Source organism: Microbacterium terregens (genome assembly GCF_039534975.1).
GTDB classification, from domain to species: Bacteria; Actinomycetota; Actinomycetes; order Actinomycetales; family Microbacteriaceae; genus Microbacterium; species Microbacterium terregens.
Window position 1 is genome coordinate 3,415,847 of record NZ_BAAAWH010000001.1, and the last position, 15,533, is coordinate 3,431,379.

Here is a 15,533-nt window from a genome sequence, read left to right on the forward strand (position 1 = left end):
AACATCATGACAATCGACACCATCACTCCCCTGTGGCACCACACGCTGTTCTCGGACGGCTGGCGCGCCGGCGCTGCGGAGCCGATCGTGGTCTCCGCCCCTGGCACGGGCGCGGCGCTGGCGACGATCGCTCAGGCGGACACCACCGACCTCGACCGTGCCGTCGTCTCGGCCACCGCCGCGCAGAAGAGCTGGTCGAAGCTCTCCTACGCCGTTCGCGCTGCCGTGATGCTCAAGGCAGCACAACTGCTGGAGTCCGACCCGGCCCGCCTGGCGGACGTCCTGATCCCCGAGAGCGGTTCGGGTCAGGGTAAGGCCGCGTTCGAGGTCGGCCTCGTCGTCTCCGAGCTGCAAGAGGCGGCGGCGTTGGCTTCTCACCCCTATGGCGAACTGCTGCGCAGCGTGAAGGACCGCACATCGATCGCGCGGCGCGTGCCGCTCGGCGTGGTCGGCGTCATCTCCCCGTTCAACTTCCCGGCGATCCTGTCGATGCGCTCGGTCGCCCCTGCTCTGGCCGTCGGCAACGCCGTGATCCTCAAGCCGGATCCGCGCACATCGATCTCGGGCGGCCTCGCACTTGCCGCTCTGTTCGAAGAGGCAGGACTCCCGGAGGGCGTGCTGCATGTCCTGCCCGGCGGAGGCGAACTGGGTGCCGCGCTCGTCACGCACCCGGGTGTGCCGTGCATCTCGTTCACCGGCTCGACGCGGGCCGGGCGCAAGATCGGGGCCGCAGCGGCCCCGCTGCTCAAGCGCGTGCACCTCGAGCTGGGCGGCAACAATGCCATGCTCGTGCTGCCCGACGCCGATGTGCAGGCCGCGGCATCCGTCGGCGCCTGGGGGTCGTTCCTGCACCAGGGGCAGATCTGCATGACGACGGGTCGTCACCTGGTGCACCGTTCGATCGCCGAGGAGTACATCGCCGCACTCTCCCAGAAGGCGAACGGGATCCCCGTGGGCGACCCCGCCCAGGGTCTGCCGCTCGGACCCATCATCGATGAGAGCCAGCGTGATCGCGTGCACGGATACGTTCTGGCAGCGGTCGAGCACGGCGCCACCCTCGCCGCCGGCGGTGAGTACGACGGCCTGTACTACCGCCCCACCGTCCTCACGAACGTCGCCGTGGAAAACCCCGCCTGGACCGAGGAGATCTTCGGCCCGGTCGCGCCGGTGCAGATCTACGACGACATCGATGAGGCGATCGACGTCATCAACTCCTCCGAGTACGGGCTGTCGGTGTCGATCATCACGTCGAACCCCTACGCCGCCTATGAGCTGTCCGACCGCATCGAATCGGGCGCGGTCCACATCAACGACGCGACGGTCGATGACGAAGCCGTGATCCCGTTCGGGGGAACGAAGGCGTCAGGCGTCGGCGGTCGTTTCGGCGGTCCGCAGGCCAACCTCGATACCTTCACCGAGACGCAGTGGATCACGATGCAGAGCGCGGTCGAGCGCTACCCGTTCTGATCCTCGCGGTGCCGGATGCGGGTCCAATCCCGCATCCGGCGGGCGCCGTTGATCAGCCAGCGCGAACAACGCACGTCGGATCAGGAAAAGCATGGTTAGCTGGCCGCTACATAGATGTGACTGATACTCACTCGCGGAGAGCCCCATGACCGATCGCCCCAAGCTGTCGCGCCTCGACCTGAATCTCCTGGTGGCGCTCGATGCCCTCCTCACCGAGCGGAGCGTCACGAAGGCGGCCGAGCGGCTGCATCTGAGCCAGCCGGCTCTGAGCGCGTCGCTCGCGCGTCTGCGCACGCACTTCGGCGACCCGCTGCTCGTGCGGCGCGGCAACAGCTACGAGCTGACGGCGCTCGCTGTGCGTCTGGCCGACCACACCTCCACGGCGCTGGAATCCGCGCGGAGGATCTTCGAGATCCAGGCGAATTGGTCGCCGGAAGCGTCCACCCGCGAGTTCTCGGTGTACGGCTCCGACTACGCCTTCGCCACCGTCGGCGCGGCAGCCATGGCATGGGCTGCTGAGCGCGCGCCCGGTGTGCGGTTCCGGTTCAAGCTGCACAATCCGACCGTGATCGACGAAGTGGACACGCGGCTGCGGTCCGTGGATGGACTGCTCATCCCGCACGGGTTCCTCTCCGATCTGCCCCACGTCGACCTGGGCAAGGATCACTGGCTGATCATGGCCTCGGAGACGAATGAACGCGCGGCGGCGGGCGTGACCATGGAGATGATGGCCGAGTCGCACTGGGTCTTCACTTACCAGTCGCAAACGGCCTTCACGTCTGCGAGTCGTCAGCTCCAGCAGCTCGGCGTCGAACCGCGCGTCGACGCCATCGTCGAGAGCTTCCTCGCGTTGCCTCACTTCATCGCCGGTACGGATCGTCTTGGCCTGATCCAGTCCGGCCTTGCCGCGGTCGCTCTCAGCGGAGGCGGAATCCGGCTCTACGACCCTCCCTTCGACGCCACCCCTGTGCTCAACGCGCTCTGGTGGCATCCGGTGCACAACCGCGACCCGGAGCACGCCTGGATGCGCAACCTCTTCGCCGAGGCGGCCCGGGATCTCATCGTCCGCCGAGGGCTGGCTGCGCAGGACTCCGCCACGGCCTGACGCGATTGCGCGGGGTATCACCGCGATTGATGTACGGCATAAGCAGGTTCATCTTTCGTGATGCGCGCGCATCGGCTGTCATGGACAGTGAACGAAGGAGTTCTCGATGACGACATCGTCTGCACCGGCGCTCCGACTCACGGACGTCGGGATCGGCTTTCTGGGCGTGCGCGCCCTGGACCGCGTGACCTTCGACATTCCGCGCGGGGGTGTCAGCGCGGTGATCGGACCCAACGGAGCGGGAAAGACCACGCTGTTCAACTGCGTCAGCGGCATCTACCGCCACGAGGGATCGATCGCCCTCGACGGCGAAGTGCTCGACGGCATGCGCGCGTTCCGGCGGTCCGATGCGGGCATCGCCCGCACGTTTCAGACTCCGCTGCTGCTGGACGCCGACGACGTGCTCACGAACGTGATGCTCGGCTCCTACACCCGCACCCGCGCCGGTCTCTTCACGCCGCTCTGGGCCCCTCCTCGGGCACGCCGTGAGGAACGGACCGCACGTGAATGGGCTCTGGAGATCATCGAGCGCGTCGGCCTGGGTGCCCTTGCGTCGATTCCGGCCGGCGCCCTCGCGCACGGCGACCGGCGCCGAGTCGAGATCGCACGCGCGCTCATCGCTCGTCCGCGGCTGCTCATGCTCGATGAGCCGGCGGCCGGACTGAGCGAGCAGGAGGCGAATTCGCTCATGGACCTCGTCGTCGCGCACGGCGAGGAGACCGGAATGACCTGTGTGCTGGTCGAGCACGATGTCGCCCTCGTGATGCGCTACGCCACCACGATCGCCGTGCTCGACGCCGGCCGGCTCCTGGCCGTCGGCGGCCCGGATGAGATTCAGAAGAACCCGGCGGTCGTCGCGGCCTACCTGGGCAGCGATGTGGAGGTCGAGGCGGCGTGAACCTGTTGAGTCTGCGCGGCGTCACCGCCGCATACGGGAAGGTCGAGGTGCTGCACGGCATCGACCTCGATGTCGAGGAGGGCAGCATCGTGGCCGTTCTCGGGCCGAACGGCGCCGGCAAGACCTCGCTGCTGCGAGCGATCAGCCGGACCATCACCGTGCGCGGCACACGCACGTTCGCGGGCGCGGACATCGCACGATTGCGCACACCCCAGATCGCGCGTCTGGGGGTGGGGCATGTTCCGGAAGGACGCGGCACCTTCTCGGACTTCACCGTCGAAGAGAATCTCCGCCTCGGCAGCGTCGCCCGGCCGGCCGCGCGGCGATCCGACACCGCGGGCGACCTGGCGCGGATCTTCCGCTCGTTCCCCGTGCTGGCGGAGTTCCGACGGCGGCCCGCGGGCGCACTGTCCGGCGGGCAGGCGCAGATGCTCGCGGTTGCCCGGGCGCTGCTGGCACGCCCTCGCCTCCTGCTCGTCGACGAGCCGTCGCTCGGTCTGGCGCCCCTGACGACCAAGGAACTGTTCTCCCAATTCGCCGCCCTGCGCGCCGAATGGGACCTCACGATCCTCCTCGCGGAGCAGAACGCACGACTCTCGCTCGCTGTCGCCGATCGCGCAGTTCTGCTGAGTCGCGGGCGCGTCGTGCACGACGGCCCGGCCGCCGAATACCACTCGACCGACGCCCTCCAGGCGCATTACCTCGGGGCCGCATCGTCGACCACAGGCCAGAAGGAGGAGTCGGCATGATCGAGTTCATCCAGATCACGCTCGACGGGCTGATGACCGGGCTCGTCTACGCGGCTCTCGCCCTGGCCCTGAGTGTGATCTTCCAGGGGACGGGGATGCTCAACCTCGCCCAGGGTGAGATGGCCGTGCTTGCCGCCTACATCTCCTACACCGCGCTGGTTCTCGGGCTTCCTCTGTGGCTTGCGATTCCGATCGCGATCGTCGTGTCGGCCGCGGTGGGGGCCGCGATCTACTTCTTCGTCGTGCGCTGGGTGGATCGCCGGAACCAGACCGCGTTGACCACCCTCGGCGTCACCCTCCTGTTGGGCGTGAGTGCCGTGGTCAGCATGATCTGGGGAACCGACCCGCGTCGCTTCCCGCCGCTCTTCGGGACCTGGGTATTCCATTTCGCCGGGCTCCGGCTGACCAGCCAGCAGGTGGCGGGAGTCCTGCTGGTCGGTGGCGCGATGGCCGCGATGGCACTCGTCCTCACACGAACGAACTTCGGCCTGCGCCTTCGCGCCGTCGCGCAGAATCAATCGTCGGCCGCGCTGCTGGGCCTCTCCGGAGGACTGTGGCTGGCCACGGGGTGGGCGGTCGCCAGCGGAGTCGGCACGATCGCCGGTGTTGTGGCCGCCCCCACGCTGGGCTTGTCGCCCGCCATGATGACGGTGCCGCTGCTGATGGCGCTGGCCGCAACCAACCTCGGCGGAATCACCAGCCGGGTCGGTGTCGTCCTCGGCGGCCTGATCATCGGCGTGCTGGCCGCCTTGGGCGGTCGCTACGTCCCAGGTTTGGGCGGAGACCTCAATGTGCTGCTGGCATTCGCCGTGGTGATCGTCGTGGTTCTGCTGAAACCAGCCGGACTGCTCGGACGCGAAAGCGCGGTGCGCGCATGATCGGCTCACTACGGACCTGGCTGCCGCGCGGCATCGCGGCAGTGGCTATCGCGGTCGCGATCATCATGCCCTTCCTCGTCACCGACTACGACCTCTTCGCGATGAGCCGTGTGCTCGCCGTCGCCATCGGCGTCATGAGCCTCAACCTCCTGATGGGGTTCTCCGGACAGATCAGCCTGGGCCAGGGCGCGATCTTCGGGGTCGGCGGCTACGCCGCGATGATGCTCATGCGCTACCTGGAGTGGCCCGTCGGCCTCGCGACCCTCGGCGCCGTCGCCCTGTGCACGCTTCTCGGCGTCGTCATCGGTCTGCCCGGCGTTCGCCTCGGCGGCTTCAACCTCGGGCTTCTGACCATCGTCATCGCGGCGCTCTTCCCGATCCTGCTCTACCGGTTCTCCGACTTCACCGGCGGGCAGGCCGGCATCACCCTCAGCGGCGCCGGGTTGATCTCCCCCACCGACGCTCTGACCGACGCGCAGTGGGCATATCTGGTCATCCTCGTGGTGCTGCTGATCTGCGTGATCGTCCTCCGCGGCATCGTCGCGGGTCGCACCGGCCGGGCCCTGAGCGCCGTGCGGGCGTCCCCGATCCTGGCGTCGTCCATGGGAGTGAACGCTGACAGGCTCAAGCTGGCCGTGTTCGTGATCAGCTCGGCGATCGCAGGGCTCGGCGGCGCGCTCTACGCCTTCGTCCTCGGTCTGGTCGTGCCGGAGTCCTATCCGCTCGTCTTCTCCATCACGCTGCTGGTCGCCTCCGTCGTCGGCGGCAGCCGCTCGTGGTGGGGCGCCATCATCGGTGCGGCCGTCATCGTCTACCTCCCGACCTGGTTCAGCGAGGCGGTGCCCGGCGACACCTCGGCGTACCTGGCTCAGCTGATCTTCGCCATCGTGCTCGGCGTCTGCATCATCGTCGCCCCTGGCGGGATCGCCGGCCTGATCAGCCGCCTGTACCGATCAATCTGGCGGGCGCGCACCGCCGAATCACCCCCACCCCTGCCCACCCACCGCAACCCACAGGAGACCCCATGACGAAATCCATCCGTCGCGGCACGCTGACGACCCTCGCGCTGCTCGGCGCCGCCACCCTCGTGCTATCCGCCTGCACCGCTCGCGGAGGCGATGCGCCGTCAAGCGACGGCGCGGGCAAGGACACCACCCCGATCGTCGTCGGCGTCAGCTGGCCTCAGAGTGGTCCGGCCGGTTCGGTCGCACCGGGTCTGACCGGTCTTGAGACGTACATCGAAGAGACCAATGAGGCCGGCGGAGTCAACGGTCACCCCATCGAACTGGTGACCGCCGACGACGCGTACGACCCGGCCCGCCTGGTCGAGAATCAGCGCAAATTCGTCGAGAAGGACGGCGCGATCCTCGTCGTGAACTTCGGGGGCATCTCGATCGCCGGCCGCGACTACCTCAAGCAGAAGGGTGTCGCCGGTGTTTCGCTGGCCGCCAACAGCCCGCTCGGCGACGTCGAGAACTACCCGCTGCAGCGGGCCTTCTGGCCCGATGTCGCGTGGGAAGGCGAACTCCAGGCACAGTGGATCGCCGAACAGAACCCCAACGCCGTCGTCGGATACGTGGGCTTCAACAATGACCTGAGCGAGAGTCAGCTCGCTGGACTCGCCGCCGGGGGAATCGTTCCCGCCGAGCAGGCACTTGTCGCGCCCGGCACCTCCGACCTCAGCGCCCAGGTCAGCCAGTTCCAGGCCGCCGGCGTGGATACCCTCGTCGTCAACATCGGCGCCCCGACCGTCGGTGCGCTGCTGGGATACATCCACCAGATCGGCTGGAAGCCGACGCTGATGCTGGGGTCCACGACGTCGGACTTCACAGCAGCCATCAATCAGGCGGGTCCCGAGGCGGTCGAGGGAGCGTACGCCTTCAAGTGGTACATGGATCCCTCCGACCCCCGCTTCGCCGACGACGAGCGCTACCTCGCCTACGCCGACGCCATGACCGCTCAGGGCCATGAGGCCGGGATCGGCGACTCGCTGGCGATCAGCGGCTACGGGATGGGTGCGGCGATCGTCGGTGCCCTCAAGCAGGCCGAGACGCTCGACAGCGAAGGATTCGCTGCGGCGTGGGATTCCCTGTCGGGTCTGGAGAACCCGCTGACGCTCCCCGGCATCAGCTTCGACTCCGGTCCGTTCGGACGCATCGTGTTCCAGTTCGAGCTCAATCGGTTCGACGGGGCGAGCTGGCAGCCCGAGGCCGACATCGTCGATGTCAGGGAACTCGGCATCGTCAAGTAGTCGATCCTCCTCAGACGGGCGCGCGGCGAATGCCGCGCGCCCGTCTGTCGTCATAAGCATCAGTGATGGAAGCCATAGGCACTCACCGGTTTCCTTATGCCCCGTCAACCGGGACAGTTGAAGACAGGCAACCGCACTCTGCATCGAAAGGATCGAAGATGATCAAGCTTCTCTCCCACCTGTCCTACGTGACGATCACGTCACCCGATGTCGAGGCATCCGTCGAGTTCTACACGACGCAGGTGGGCCTGACCGAGGTCGACCGGGTCGACGGCCGTGTCTACCTGCGCTGCTGGGGCGACTACTACTCCTACAGCGTCGTCGTCGTGGCCGGCGACGAGCCATCCCTCGAGACCATGGCGTGGCGCACCTCGAGCGCCGAAGCGCTCGCAGAGGCCGCCACGCGCCTCGAAGCCGCGGGCGTGGACGTCGAGTGGTTCGACGGCCACAAGGTCGGTCGCGCGCTGCGGTTCGTGGGCCCGTGGGGTCACCGGATGACCCTGCACTGGGATGTCGAACGCCACCAGGCCTCGGGCACCACCGCCTCGGTGTTCCCCGATCGCCCCGAGAAGCGCAGCAAGGTCGCCGGCGCACCCCGCCAGCTCGACCACGTCACGATCGCGGCCAGCGACGTCGACGGATTCGCCCAGTGGTACAACGAGGTCCTCGGCTTCCGCATCATGGCGCGGACCGTCCTGGACGAGGCCCCCATCTCGGTCTTCTCGGTGCTCACCACCAACGAGAAGTCCCACGACCTCGGGGTCGTGCTCGACGGCTCGTCGCGCGCCGGTCGCGTCAACCACTACGCCTTCTGGGTCGACACCTACGAAGAGCTGCTGATCGCCGCCGACACGCTCATGGAGAACGATGTCGCCATCGAGTACGGGCCGTCCATCCACGGGATCGGCGAGCAGACGTTCCTCTACTACCGCGAGCCGTCGACGATGCGCATCGAGATCAACACGGGCGGCTACCGCAACTACGTGCCGGACTGGACGCCGAACACGTGGAAGCCGTCGCTGGGTTCCAGCAACATCTACCGCAACAGCGCGATGCCCATGTCCATGACGGAGTCCTTCCCCCCGGCCGACGGCCCGTCCGCGACCGAGGAGGGCGTTCCGGAGGAGATCCGCGCCGCTCTGCTCAACCCCTACACTCAGCACGGCTGAGCCCACAGACCGGGCCGGGCGGTGTCGCCGATCGCACCGCCCGGCCCGCACCACGGATCGGCAGAGGAGTGAACGATGACCACCATGACCGCAGGCCTCGAGGCCCCCTTCGCGCTCGCACGTTTCGACGACGGGGGACGCACCGTTCTGGGTCTGGTCGCCGGTGAGCGCATCCGAGCGCTCACTCCCGCCGACCTGGGCGCGGAAGACCTGAACTCCTTCCTCGCCGATCCCGACTGGGACCGGCTGGGGGACCTCGCCGTGACGGAGGGCCCGTGGCGTTCCCTGGACGACGTGTCGCTCGCCGCCCCGGTCGAGCCCCGCGAGGTGCTGCAGGCGGGCGCGAACTATCGCACGCACGTCATCCAGCTGATCATGGGGGGCCTGACCAAGGGCGACTCCACCCGCACCCCCGAAGAGACCCGCGCGCACGCGGAGAAGATCATGGATGCGCGGGCAGCCAGCGGACGCCCGTTCTTCTTCGTGGGCCTGCCGCAGTGCGTCGTGGGGGATGCTGTCCCTCTCGTGCTGCCGGGATACAGCGAGACCCATGACTGGGAGCTGGAGCTGGCGGTGGTCATCGGGCGCCGGGCGTTCCAGGTCGACCGCGAACACGCGATGGACCACGTCGCCGGGTACACGATCGTGAACGACATCACCACGCGCGACCTTCTCTTCCCGACCGATGTCGGCGACATCGGGGCGGATTGGTACCGGGCCAAGAACGCGCCCGGCTTCCTTCCGACCGGACGGTTCCTCGTCCCTGCTCCCTTCGTCGACCCGACCGATCTGCGGGTCGTGCTGAAGCTGAACGGCGAGGTCATGCAGGACGCCACGACCGCCGAGCTCATCTTCGACGTTCCCTCGCTCGTGTCCACGGCATCCCAGACTGCGCCGCTGAATCCCGGCGACCTGCTGCTGACCGGAAGCCCGGCCGGCAACGGCCAGCACTGGAAGCGGTTCCTCCGCGACGGTGACGTCATGACCGGCACCATTCAGGGGCTCGGGGCCCAGGTCGTGCGGTGCGTTGCGGACGGAAGCGTCCGATGACCGTCGACCGGTCGGCCCTCGAGCCCTCCGAGGACCCTGGCGACCTGGACCGCCAGGATCCCGAGGCTGAGATCGGCCTGCGCGCCGAGGCCTACCGCAACTGGGGACGCTGGGGCGAGGACGATGCGATCGGCACGCTCAACTTCATCGACGACGACAAGCGCGCCGCGGCCGCGGGGCTGGTCACGCGTGGCCGGGTGATCTCTCTGGCGCAGAGCTTCGACACCGACGGCCCCCAGAAGGGATGGCGCCGCCGCATCAACCCCATCCACACGATGACCGACACCGGGACGGATGCCGAACGCGGCACCCAGGGGTTCCCGCACGGCATCGGCGGGGCCGATGACTACATCACCATGCCGCTCCAGTGCTCCACGCAGTGGGATGGGCTCGGGCACATCTTCGACCACGGCAACGCGTGGAACGGACGGCGAGCGGGCGACGTGGTCACGAGTGAGGGCGACCTGGTGACGGGCATCGAGCACGCGCGGGACGTCATCGTCTCGCGGGGAGTCCTCCTCGACCTCGGTCGTCACCTTTCCCCCGACACCGGCGAGCTGCCCGACGGCTACGCCATCACGACGCCCGAGCTCGAGGCGTGCATCGCCGCGCAGGGACCCTCGAGCGCCGTCGGCCGCGGTGACATCGTGCTCGTGCGGACCGGTCGTTACGCACGCGCACGCCGCGAGGGCTGGGGCGAGTACGCGGGCGGCCCGGCACCCGGACTCTCGCTGACGACGGCGGGCTGGCTGCATCGCACCGAGATCGCCGCGATCGCCACCGACACGTGGGGTTTCGAAGTCCGGCCGAACGAATTCGATGCCCCGGCGTTCCAGCCGCTGCACCAGATCGTCATCCCCAACATGGGTCTGACGATCGGCGAGATGTGGAATCTCGACGAGCTCGCCGACGCGTGCGCGGAGTTCGCCCGGTGGGAGTTCCTCCTCTCCGCGCCCCCGCTGCCCATCACCGGCGCCGTGGGATCACCGATCAACCCTGTCGCCCTGCTCTAGCCATCTCCACTCAACCCGGAACAGAGAGGTTCTGAAATGACCGCAGTGAACAAGGTCGCCGTCATCGGCAGCGGGGTCGCGGGGCTCGCCGCCGCCATCCAGCTGGCGAAAGCCGGCGTCGAGGTGGACGTCTTCGAAGCCAAACCCGAACTCGCCGCGCTCGGGTCGGGCATCTCGCTTCAGGGCAACGCCCTCCGGGTCTTCGACGCGCTCGGCGCCTGGGACGACATCCGCGCCGCAGGATACGCGTTCGAGGGCCTCACACTGCGGGCACCCGGTCCCGACGCTCCCGTCGTGGCGGAATTGCCGGACGTCAAGACCGGTGGACCCGACTACCCCGCAGCGATGGGGATGCCGCGCGCCGAGCTCGCCCGCATCCTCCTGGCGCACGCGGAGCGTGCCGGCGCGACCCTGCACTTCGGTGCGAAGGCGACCGGACTGACGCAGTCACCGGCATCCGTCGAACTGTTCATCGACTCAACGAGCGTGGGACTGTACGACCTGGTCGTCGGTGCGGACGGGGTGAACTCGACCGTGCGCGACCTGATCGGGATCGCTGTCAAACCACAGCCCACCGGCATGGGCATCTGGCGCACGTTCGTCTCGCGGCCGGCCGAAGTGGAGCGCACCCAGCTGTACTACGGCGGTCCGGTCTACATCGCGGGCTACACGCCCACCGGGGAGGACTCGATGTACGCGTTCCTCGTCGAGAAGGCCCAGGACCGGTCGGGCGTCTCCGATGAACAGGCGACGCGCATCATGCTCGACGAATCGCGCGCGTACGGCGGGCCGTGGCATCAGATCAGAACGGATCTGGAACAGGGTGCCCATGCCAACTACACGTGGTTCACGCAACACCTCGTCACGGCGCCGTGGAATCGCGGCCGTGTCGTGATCATCGGCGACGCCGCCCACAGCTGCCCACCCACCATCGCGCAAGGCGCGGCCCAAGGACTCGAGGACTCTTACGTGCTGACCGAACTTCTGACCACCCGCGACCACCTCGATCAGACACTGTGGGATGACTTCCATGAGCGTCGGATTCCCCGCGCGCAGGCGGTGGTCGAAGCATCCGTGCAGCTCGGCCAGTGGCAGATCGACGGCAATCGTGATGCCGACACCGGCGGACTGATCTTCGGTATCGCGCAGAAGATGGCGCAGCCGGCATGAGCGCCTCCGAGACGGGCGTCATCGACGTTCACGCGCACGTGCTGCTCCCCTCCCTGCACGCCGAGGTCGAGCGCCGCGCGCCCGAGCTCGTGGCCGAGGCGGCCGCGCTGGATCTGAGGCGCAACGGCGCCGCGAGCCAGGCGGTGTCGGGTCCGATGATCGGGATGCGCATCCCGAAGCTCACCGATGTCGGCGTGCGTCTGGCCGACATGGACGCGCAAGGCGTCCAGACGCAGTGGGTGAGCGCCTCGCCGAACCACTTCTATCCGTGGGCCCCGGAGGGGCTGGCCGTCTGGGCTGCGGGCGAGGCCAACCGCCTGATCGCCGAGCACGTCGCCCAGGCGCCCGATCGACTGACGGGCCTCGGCCTGGTGCCGATGCAGCATCCCGAGCGCATGGTCGAGTACCTCGATGATGCCGTGCTCGGCCGCGGGCTCGCCGGAGTGGAGATCTCCTCGTTCGCGGGGGATGTCGAACTGTCCGACCCGCGCCTCGAGCCGTTCTGGGCACGTGCCGCAGAGCTCGGCATCGTCATCTTCCTCCATCCCTTCGGCTGCAGCCTCGACGAGCGGCTGGACCGGTTCTATCTCGCCAACACCGTCGGCCAGCCGGCCGAGAACGCGGTGGCCCTGTCACACCTGATCTTCGCCGGCGTGCTGGATCGGCATCCTGGCCTGAAGATCGTCGCCGCACACGGCGGGGGCTACCTGCCCACGGTCATCGGGCGCTCCGACCACGCGTGGCACGTGCGTCCGGATGCCCGGGGCTGCGAGCATCCGCCCTCCACGTATCTGCGCAGACTCTGGTTCGACACCGTCGTGCACGACTCGCGGACCCTCCGTGCGCTGGTCGAGGTGGCCGGCGAGGATCGTGTCGTCCTCGGCAGCGACTACCCGTTCGACATGGGGCTCGATGACCCGGTCGCGAAGATCCGCGAAGCGGAGCTGCCCGAGCAGCTCACGCGGCGGATCCTCGGTGGCAACGCCGCGGCACTGATCGGAACGCGCGGCAGCGCATGAGGATCGCCCGTTGGCTCGACGGCACCCAGGTGCGAGAGGGTTTCGTGGAGGGTCCGGACGTGATTCCGTTCCCCGACGGTCGGAGCGTCGCGTCCGTCCTCGCCGAAGGGCTGGATGCCGCGCACACGCTCCACGCGCGAGCCGTCGGCGATCCCGGCGCCGGTCGCCGTCCGCTGGGCGAAGTCCGGCTGCTGGCACCTGTCACGCCGCCCTCGGTGCGCGACTTCGTGTCCTTCGAAGAGCATGTGGAGGGTGTCAGCGCGGGCGTCGAGGGCAAGAGCCATGTCGCAGCCGAGTGGTACGAGGCGCCCACGTTCTACTTCACCAATCCGCACACGATCCTCGGCCCCGACGAGCCGGTGCGGCCACCGGTGACCGAACGACTCGACTTCGAACTCGAGCTCGCCGCCGTGATCGGTGGCGTACCGGGGTCCGACGGAGCCAATCTCGACCCGCTCCAGGCGGCATCGCACATCTTCGGGTACACGATCATGAACGACTGGTCCGCGCGCGACCTGCAGGCACGCGAGATGAAGGTGCGCCTCGGCCCGTGCAAGGGGAAGGATTTCGGCACCACTCTCGGACCGTGGATCGTGACGGCGGACGAGCTCGCGCCGTACCTCGACGACGAAGGCTTCCTCGCGCTGCGCGCCGAGGTGCGGGTCAACGGCGAGATCATCGGCGAGGACCTGGTGTCGAACATGGGGTGGCCGTTCCCCGAGCTGGTCGCCTATGCGTCCCGCAACGCGCGCGTGGTGCCCGGGGACGTGCTCGGCTCCGGGACGGTCGGCAACGGCGGGTGCCTGGGCGAGCTGTGGGGTCGCAACGGACGGCTCTCACCGCCGCCGCTGGCCGAGGGCGACGAGGTCTCGATGACGATCGACGGGATCGGCGACCTCACCGCACGCGTTGGCGCTGCCGTTTCGGCACCCGAGCTGCCGCCCGCGCGCCGGCGCCCCCGCAGCCGGGTTCGCGACTGAGGCCGCGAACGGTGCGGTCGCTGACCGGGCGGGTTTTCCGAACCTCATTCGTATCCCGGAGGATCCCCATCGACCGCCTCGGGGCCCGGCTGCAAGGCCGGCCGGTCAGCGCATGACCCGGTACCGGAGACGCTGAACACCACGGGACTCCGCGCTGTCGGTGAGCTCGAGCTCGATCGCGTCAACGAGGTCGTCCGGGAAGAGCCGCGCACCCGCGCCGAGGATGACAGGAATGACGTGCAGGTCGATCTCATCGATCAGACCGTCGCCGAGAAGCTGCCGCGCAACATCGGCGCTGCCCATCACGTGAACCTCCTTCTCACCCGCCACGATCCCGGCGGCTTCGAGGGCCGCCCGAGCGCCGTCGACGAAGGTGAACAGCGCGCCGTTCCGCACGACCGGATCGCGACGCTCGTGGGTGACGATGAAGACCGGCGCCCAGAACACGTCATCCTCTCCCCACGGCTCCTGGCCGTCGTCGAACGTGTTGCGGCCGAACACGATCGCTCCCGTCGCGCGGAAGCGCGTGAGGAAGGGGTCTGATGCAGACGATTCATCCGCGTCGGGACCGATGAACCAGCGATGGAGCCGCTCCACACTGCGGTGGCGGTCGGCGGCGAATCCGTCCAGGGATATCGATGCGATCAGAACAACGGCAGGCATGACGCCTCCTCACAGGGTGGTTCGTGCGGTGACACTCCGAGACTAGGGATGCGCGGATCCGCGACCGTGGTCCACTCGCGGTCGGTTCGACTGGGCCAGCGCGGGGAGCATACGTTTGCGAAACACGCCGCCACCTAGGGTCATCTCGTGAACAAGCGCGATTTCGACATTGAGACTCCCCCGGCCCGGTCGCGGATGAAGCCTCCGGCGGCGTCCGGCACGCGAACGATCCGCTATGGCCTGGCGTGCATCACCGCGGCGCTGGCGATCGCCACGGCCGGCTGCACCAGCGCCCGAGCGCATGACCCATCACCGTCACCGTCGATCACCGTGGAGGGGAACGCGGCGGACGACGCGGTCGCTCCGATACCCGGCAATCCGCCGGTCGACTACCCGCCGTCCTGGCCGCACCAGTCCACGATCACCGCGGACGGCTACCTCGTCAACGACTGCGTGCCGCAGGAGCTTCGGTCGAACGTCACCAGTCTCACGACTTCTGACGGAGTCCACCTCTCGGCGCTCGTGCTGGGCGAGGGGCCCCGAGGGGTGTTGCTGTCTCACGAGCAGGGCTACCACATCTGCTCATTCGTTCCGCTGGCGCAGCGACTGGCGCACACCGGATACCAGGTCATCCTTCCCGAATACCGCAACCACGGAGCATCCGAACAGTCACCGGACAATGACAACATCGATCGCGATGGCGCGGCGGCGCTGGCCGAGCTGCACCGCCGTGGCGCGGAACGGGTGTTCATCGGTGGCGCGTCGTGCGGTGGGAGCGTCTCTGCGATCCTCGCCGCCGCCGAGCCTCAGATCACCGGTCTGCTCGTGATGTCTTCGCCCGCGCAGTGCGGCCCCCTGGACGCGGAGGCGGCGATCAGCAGCGTGACGGCCCCGACGTTGATGATCGTTTCGCCCGGAGACATGGAGGGTGCGCTGGAACGCGAGGTGAGAGCGCTCTACGCCGCGTCCGGCGCACCGGAAAAAGAGCTGCTGATCGACGAAAGCGGCTACCACGGGACCGACCTGTTCCGCGAGGCCGCCACCGGCGACCAGTTGTTGGCCTCGGTGTTCGAGTTCATCACGTCCACGTTCGACTGAGTCAGCGGCCCCGGACGGGGCGG

General features: G+C 68.3%; 15 protein-coding genes. 14 read left to right on the forward strand and 1 reads right to left on the reverse strand.

The features are described 5' to 3' along the window. Nucleotides 1-6: 6 nt before the first annotated feature. From ABD655_RS15965 to ABD655_RS16025, 13 genes are all read left to right on the forward strand, one after another. A complete protein-coding gene (locus tag ABD655_RS15965; protein ID WP_344715470.1) occupies nt 7-1,467 on the forward strand; it encodes an aldehyde dehydrogenase family protein in 1,461 nt (486 codons plus the stop codon). Between the two features lie 145 nt (nt 1,468-1,612). Next, nucleotides 1,613-2,572, forward strand: a complete 960-nt coding sequence (locus ABD655_RS15970; RefSeq protein WP_344715472.1) for a LysR family transcriptional regulator — start codon at nt 1,613-1,615, stop codon at nt 2,570-2,572. Nucleotides 2,573-2,678: 106 nt separating this feature from the next. Beyond that, on the forward strand, nt 2,679-3,470 hold the full coding sequence (locus ABD655_RS15975) for an ABC transporter ATP-binding protein (protein ID WP_344715475.1): 792 nt from the start codon (nt 2,679-2,681) through the stop codon (nt 3,468-3,470). Continuing rightward, a complete protein-coding gene (locus ABD655_RS15980; protein ID WP_344715477.1) occupies nt 3,467-4,219 on the forward strand; it encodes an ABC transporter ATP-binding protein in 753 nt (250 codons plus the stop codon). The genes ABD655_RS15975 and ABD655_RS15980 overlap by 4 nt, the downstream gene beginning before the upstream one ends. Continuing rightward, nucleotides 4,216-5,097, forward strand: a complete 882-nt coding sequence (locus ABD655_RS15985) for a branched-chain amino acid ABC transporter permease (protein ID WP_344715479.1) — start codon at nt 4,216-4,218, stop codon at nt 5,095-5,097. The genes ABD655_RS15980 and ABD655_RS15985 overlap by 4 nt, the downstream gene beginning before the upstream one ends. Beyond that, the gene (locus tag ABD655_RS15990; RefSeq protein ID WP_344715482.1) at nt 5,094-6,125 is read left to right on the forward strand and encodes a branched-chain amino acid ABC transporter permease; all 1,032 of its coding nucleotides are present in this window, start codon (nt 5,094-5,096) and stop codon (nt 6,123-6,125) included. Before ABD655_RS15985 ends, ABD655_RS15990 begins: the two co-directional genes overlap by 4 nt. Next, a complete protein-coding gene (locus ABD655_RS15995) occupies nt 6,122-7,348 on the forward strand; it encodes an ABC transporter substrate-binding protein (protein WP_344715485.1) in 1,227 nt (408 codons plus the stop codon). The genes ABD655_RS15990 and ABD655_RS15995 overlap by 4 nt, the downstream gene beginning before the upstream one ends. A 158-nt stretch (nt 7,349-7,506) precedes the next feature. Continuing rightward, nucleotides 7,507-8,517: a VOC family protein gene (locus tag ABD655_RS16000; protein ID WP_344715487.1), complete on the forward strand. Its 1,011-nt coding sequence runs from the start codon at nt 7,507-7,509 to the stop codon at nt 8,515-8,517. Nucleotides 8,518-8,592: 75 nt separating this feature from the next. Then, on the forward strand, nt 8,593-9,567 hold the full coding sequence (locus ABD655_RS16005; protein ID WP_344715489.1) for a fumarylacetoacetate hydrolase family protein: 975 nt from the start codon (nt 8,593-8,595) through the stop codon (nt 9,565-9,567). Next, nucleotides 9,564-10,580, forward strand: coding sequence for a cyclase family protein (locus ABD655_RS16010; protein ID WP_344715492.1), 1,017 nt, complete (start codon nt 9,564-9,566; stop codon nt 10,578-10,580). The genes ABD655_RS16005 and ABD655_RS16010 overlap by 4 nt, the downstream gene beginning before the upstream one ends. Before the next feature lie 36 nt (nt 10,581-10,616). Next, entirely contained in the window at nt 10,617-11,750 is a 1,134-nt protein-coding gene (locus tag ABD655_RS16015) for an FAD-dependent oxidoreductase (protein ID WP_344715496.1), read from the forward strand. Beyond that, complete coding sequence (locus ABD655_RS16020) at nt 11,747-12,769, forward strand: amidohydrolase family protein (protein ID WP_344715499.1); 1,023 nt, start codon at nt 11,747-11,749, stop codon at nt 12,767-12,769. The genes ABD655_RS16015 and ABD655_RS16020 overlap by 4 nt, the downstream gene beginning before the upstream one ends. Next, nucleotides 12,766-13,749: a fumarylacetoacetate hydrolase family protein gene (locus ABD655_RS16025; protein WP_344715502.1), complete on the forward strand. Its 984-nt coding sequence runs from the start codon at nt 12,766-12,768 to the stop codon at nt 13,747-13,749. The genes ABD655_RS16020 and ABD655_RS16025 overlap by 4 nt, the downstream gene beginning before the upstream one ends. 105 nt (nt 13,750-13,854) lie before the next feature. On the opposite strand, the gene ABD655_RS16030 is transcribed toward ABD655_RS16025, so the two are convergent. Then, a complete protein-coding gene (locus tag ABD655_RS16030) occupies nt 13,855-14,412 on the reverse strand; it encodes a dihydrofolate reductase family protein (RefSeq protein ID WP_344715505.1) in 558 nt (185 codons plus the stop codon). A gap of 147 nt (nt 14,413-14,559) precedes the next feature. On the opposite strand from ABD655_RS16030, the gene ABD655_RS16035 reads away from it, so the two are divergent. After that, nucleotides 14,560-15,510 (forward strand): alpha/beta hydrolase, encoded by a 951-nt coding sequence (locus ABD655_RS16035; protein WP_344715507.1) that lies wholly within the window; start codon nt 14,560-14,562, stop codon nt 15,508-15,510. Nucleotides 15,511-15,533: the final 23 nt, after the last annotated feature.

Coding starts and splice junctions, on each gene's coding strand:
- ABD655_RS15965 (WP_344715470.1), top strand. CDS start 7: ATGACAATCGACACCATCACTCCCCTGTGGCACCACACGCTGTTCTCG.
- ABD655_RS15970 (WP_344715472.1), top strand. CDS start 1,613: ATGACCGATCGCCCCAAGCTGTCGCGCCTCGACCTGAATCTCCTGGTG.
- ABD655_RS15975 (WP_344715475.1), top strand. CDS start 2,679: ATGACGACATCGTCTGCACCGGCGCTCCGACTCACGGACGTCGGGATC.
- ABD655_RS15985 (WP_344715479.1), top strand. CDS start 4,216: ATGATCGAGTTCATCCAGATCACGCTCGACGGGCTGATGACCGGGCTC.
- ABD655_RS15990 (WP_344715482.1), top strand. CDS start 5,094: ATGATCGGCTCACTACGGACCTGGCTGCCGCGCGGCATCGCGGCAGTG.
- ABD655_RS15995 (WP_344715485.1), top strand. CDS start 6,122: ATGACGAAATCCATCCGTCGCGGCACGCTGACGACCCTCGCGCTGCTC.
- ABD655_RS16000 (WP_344715487.1), top strand. CDS start 7,507: ATGATCAAGCTTCTCTCCCACCTGTCCTACGTGACGATCACGTCACCC.
- ABD655_RS16005 (WP_344715489.1), top strand. CDS start 8,593: ATGACCACCATGACCGCAGGCCTCGAGGCCCCCTTCGCGCTCGCACGT.
- ABD655_RS16010 (WP_344715492.1), top strand. CDS start 9,564: ATGACCGTCGACCGGTCGGCCCTCGAGCCCTCCGAGGACCCTGGCGAC.
- ABD655_RS16015 (WP_344715496.1), top strand. CDS start 10,617: ATGACCGCAGTGAACAAGGTCGCCGTCATCGGCAGCGGGGTCGCGGGG.
- ABD655_RS16020 (WP_344715499.1), top strand. CDS start 11,747: ATGAGCGCCTCCGAGACGGGCGTCATCGACGTTCACGCGCACGTGCTG.
- ABD655_RS16025 (WP_344715502.1), top strand. CDS start 12,766: ATGAGGATCGCCCGTTGGCTCGACGGCACCCAGGTGCGAGAGGGTTTC.
- ABD655_RS16030 (WP_344715505.1), bottom strand. CDS start 14,412: ATGCCTGCCGTTGTTCTGATCGCATCGATATCCCTGGACGGATTCGCC.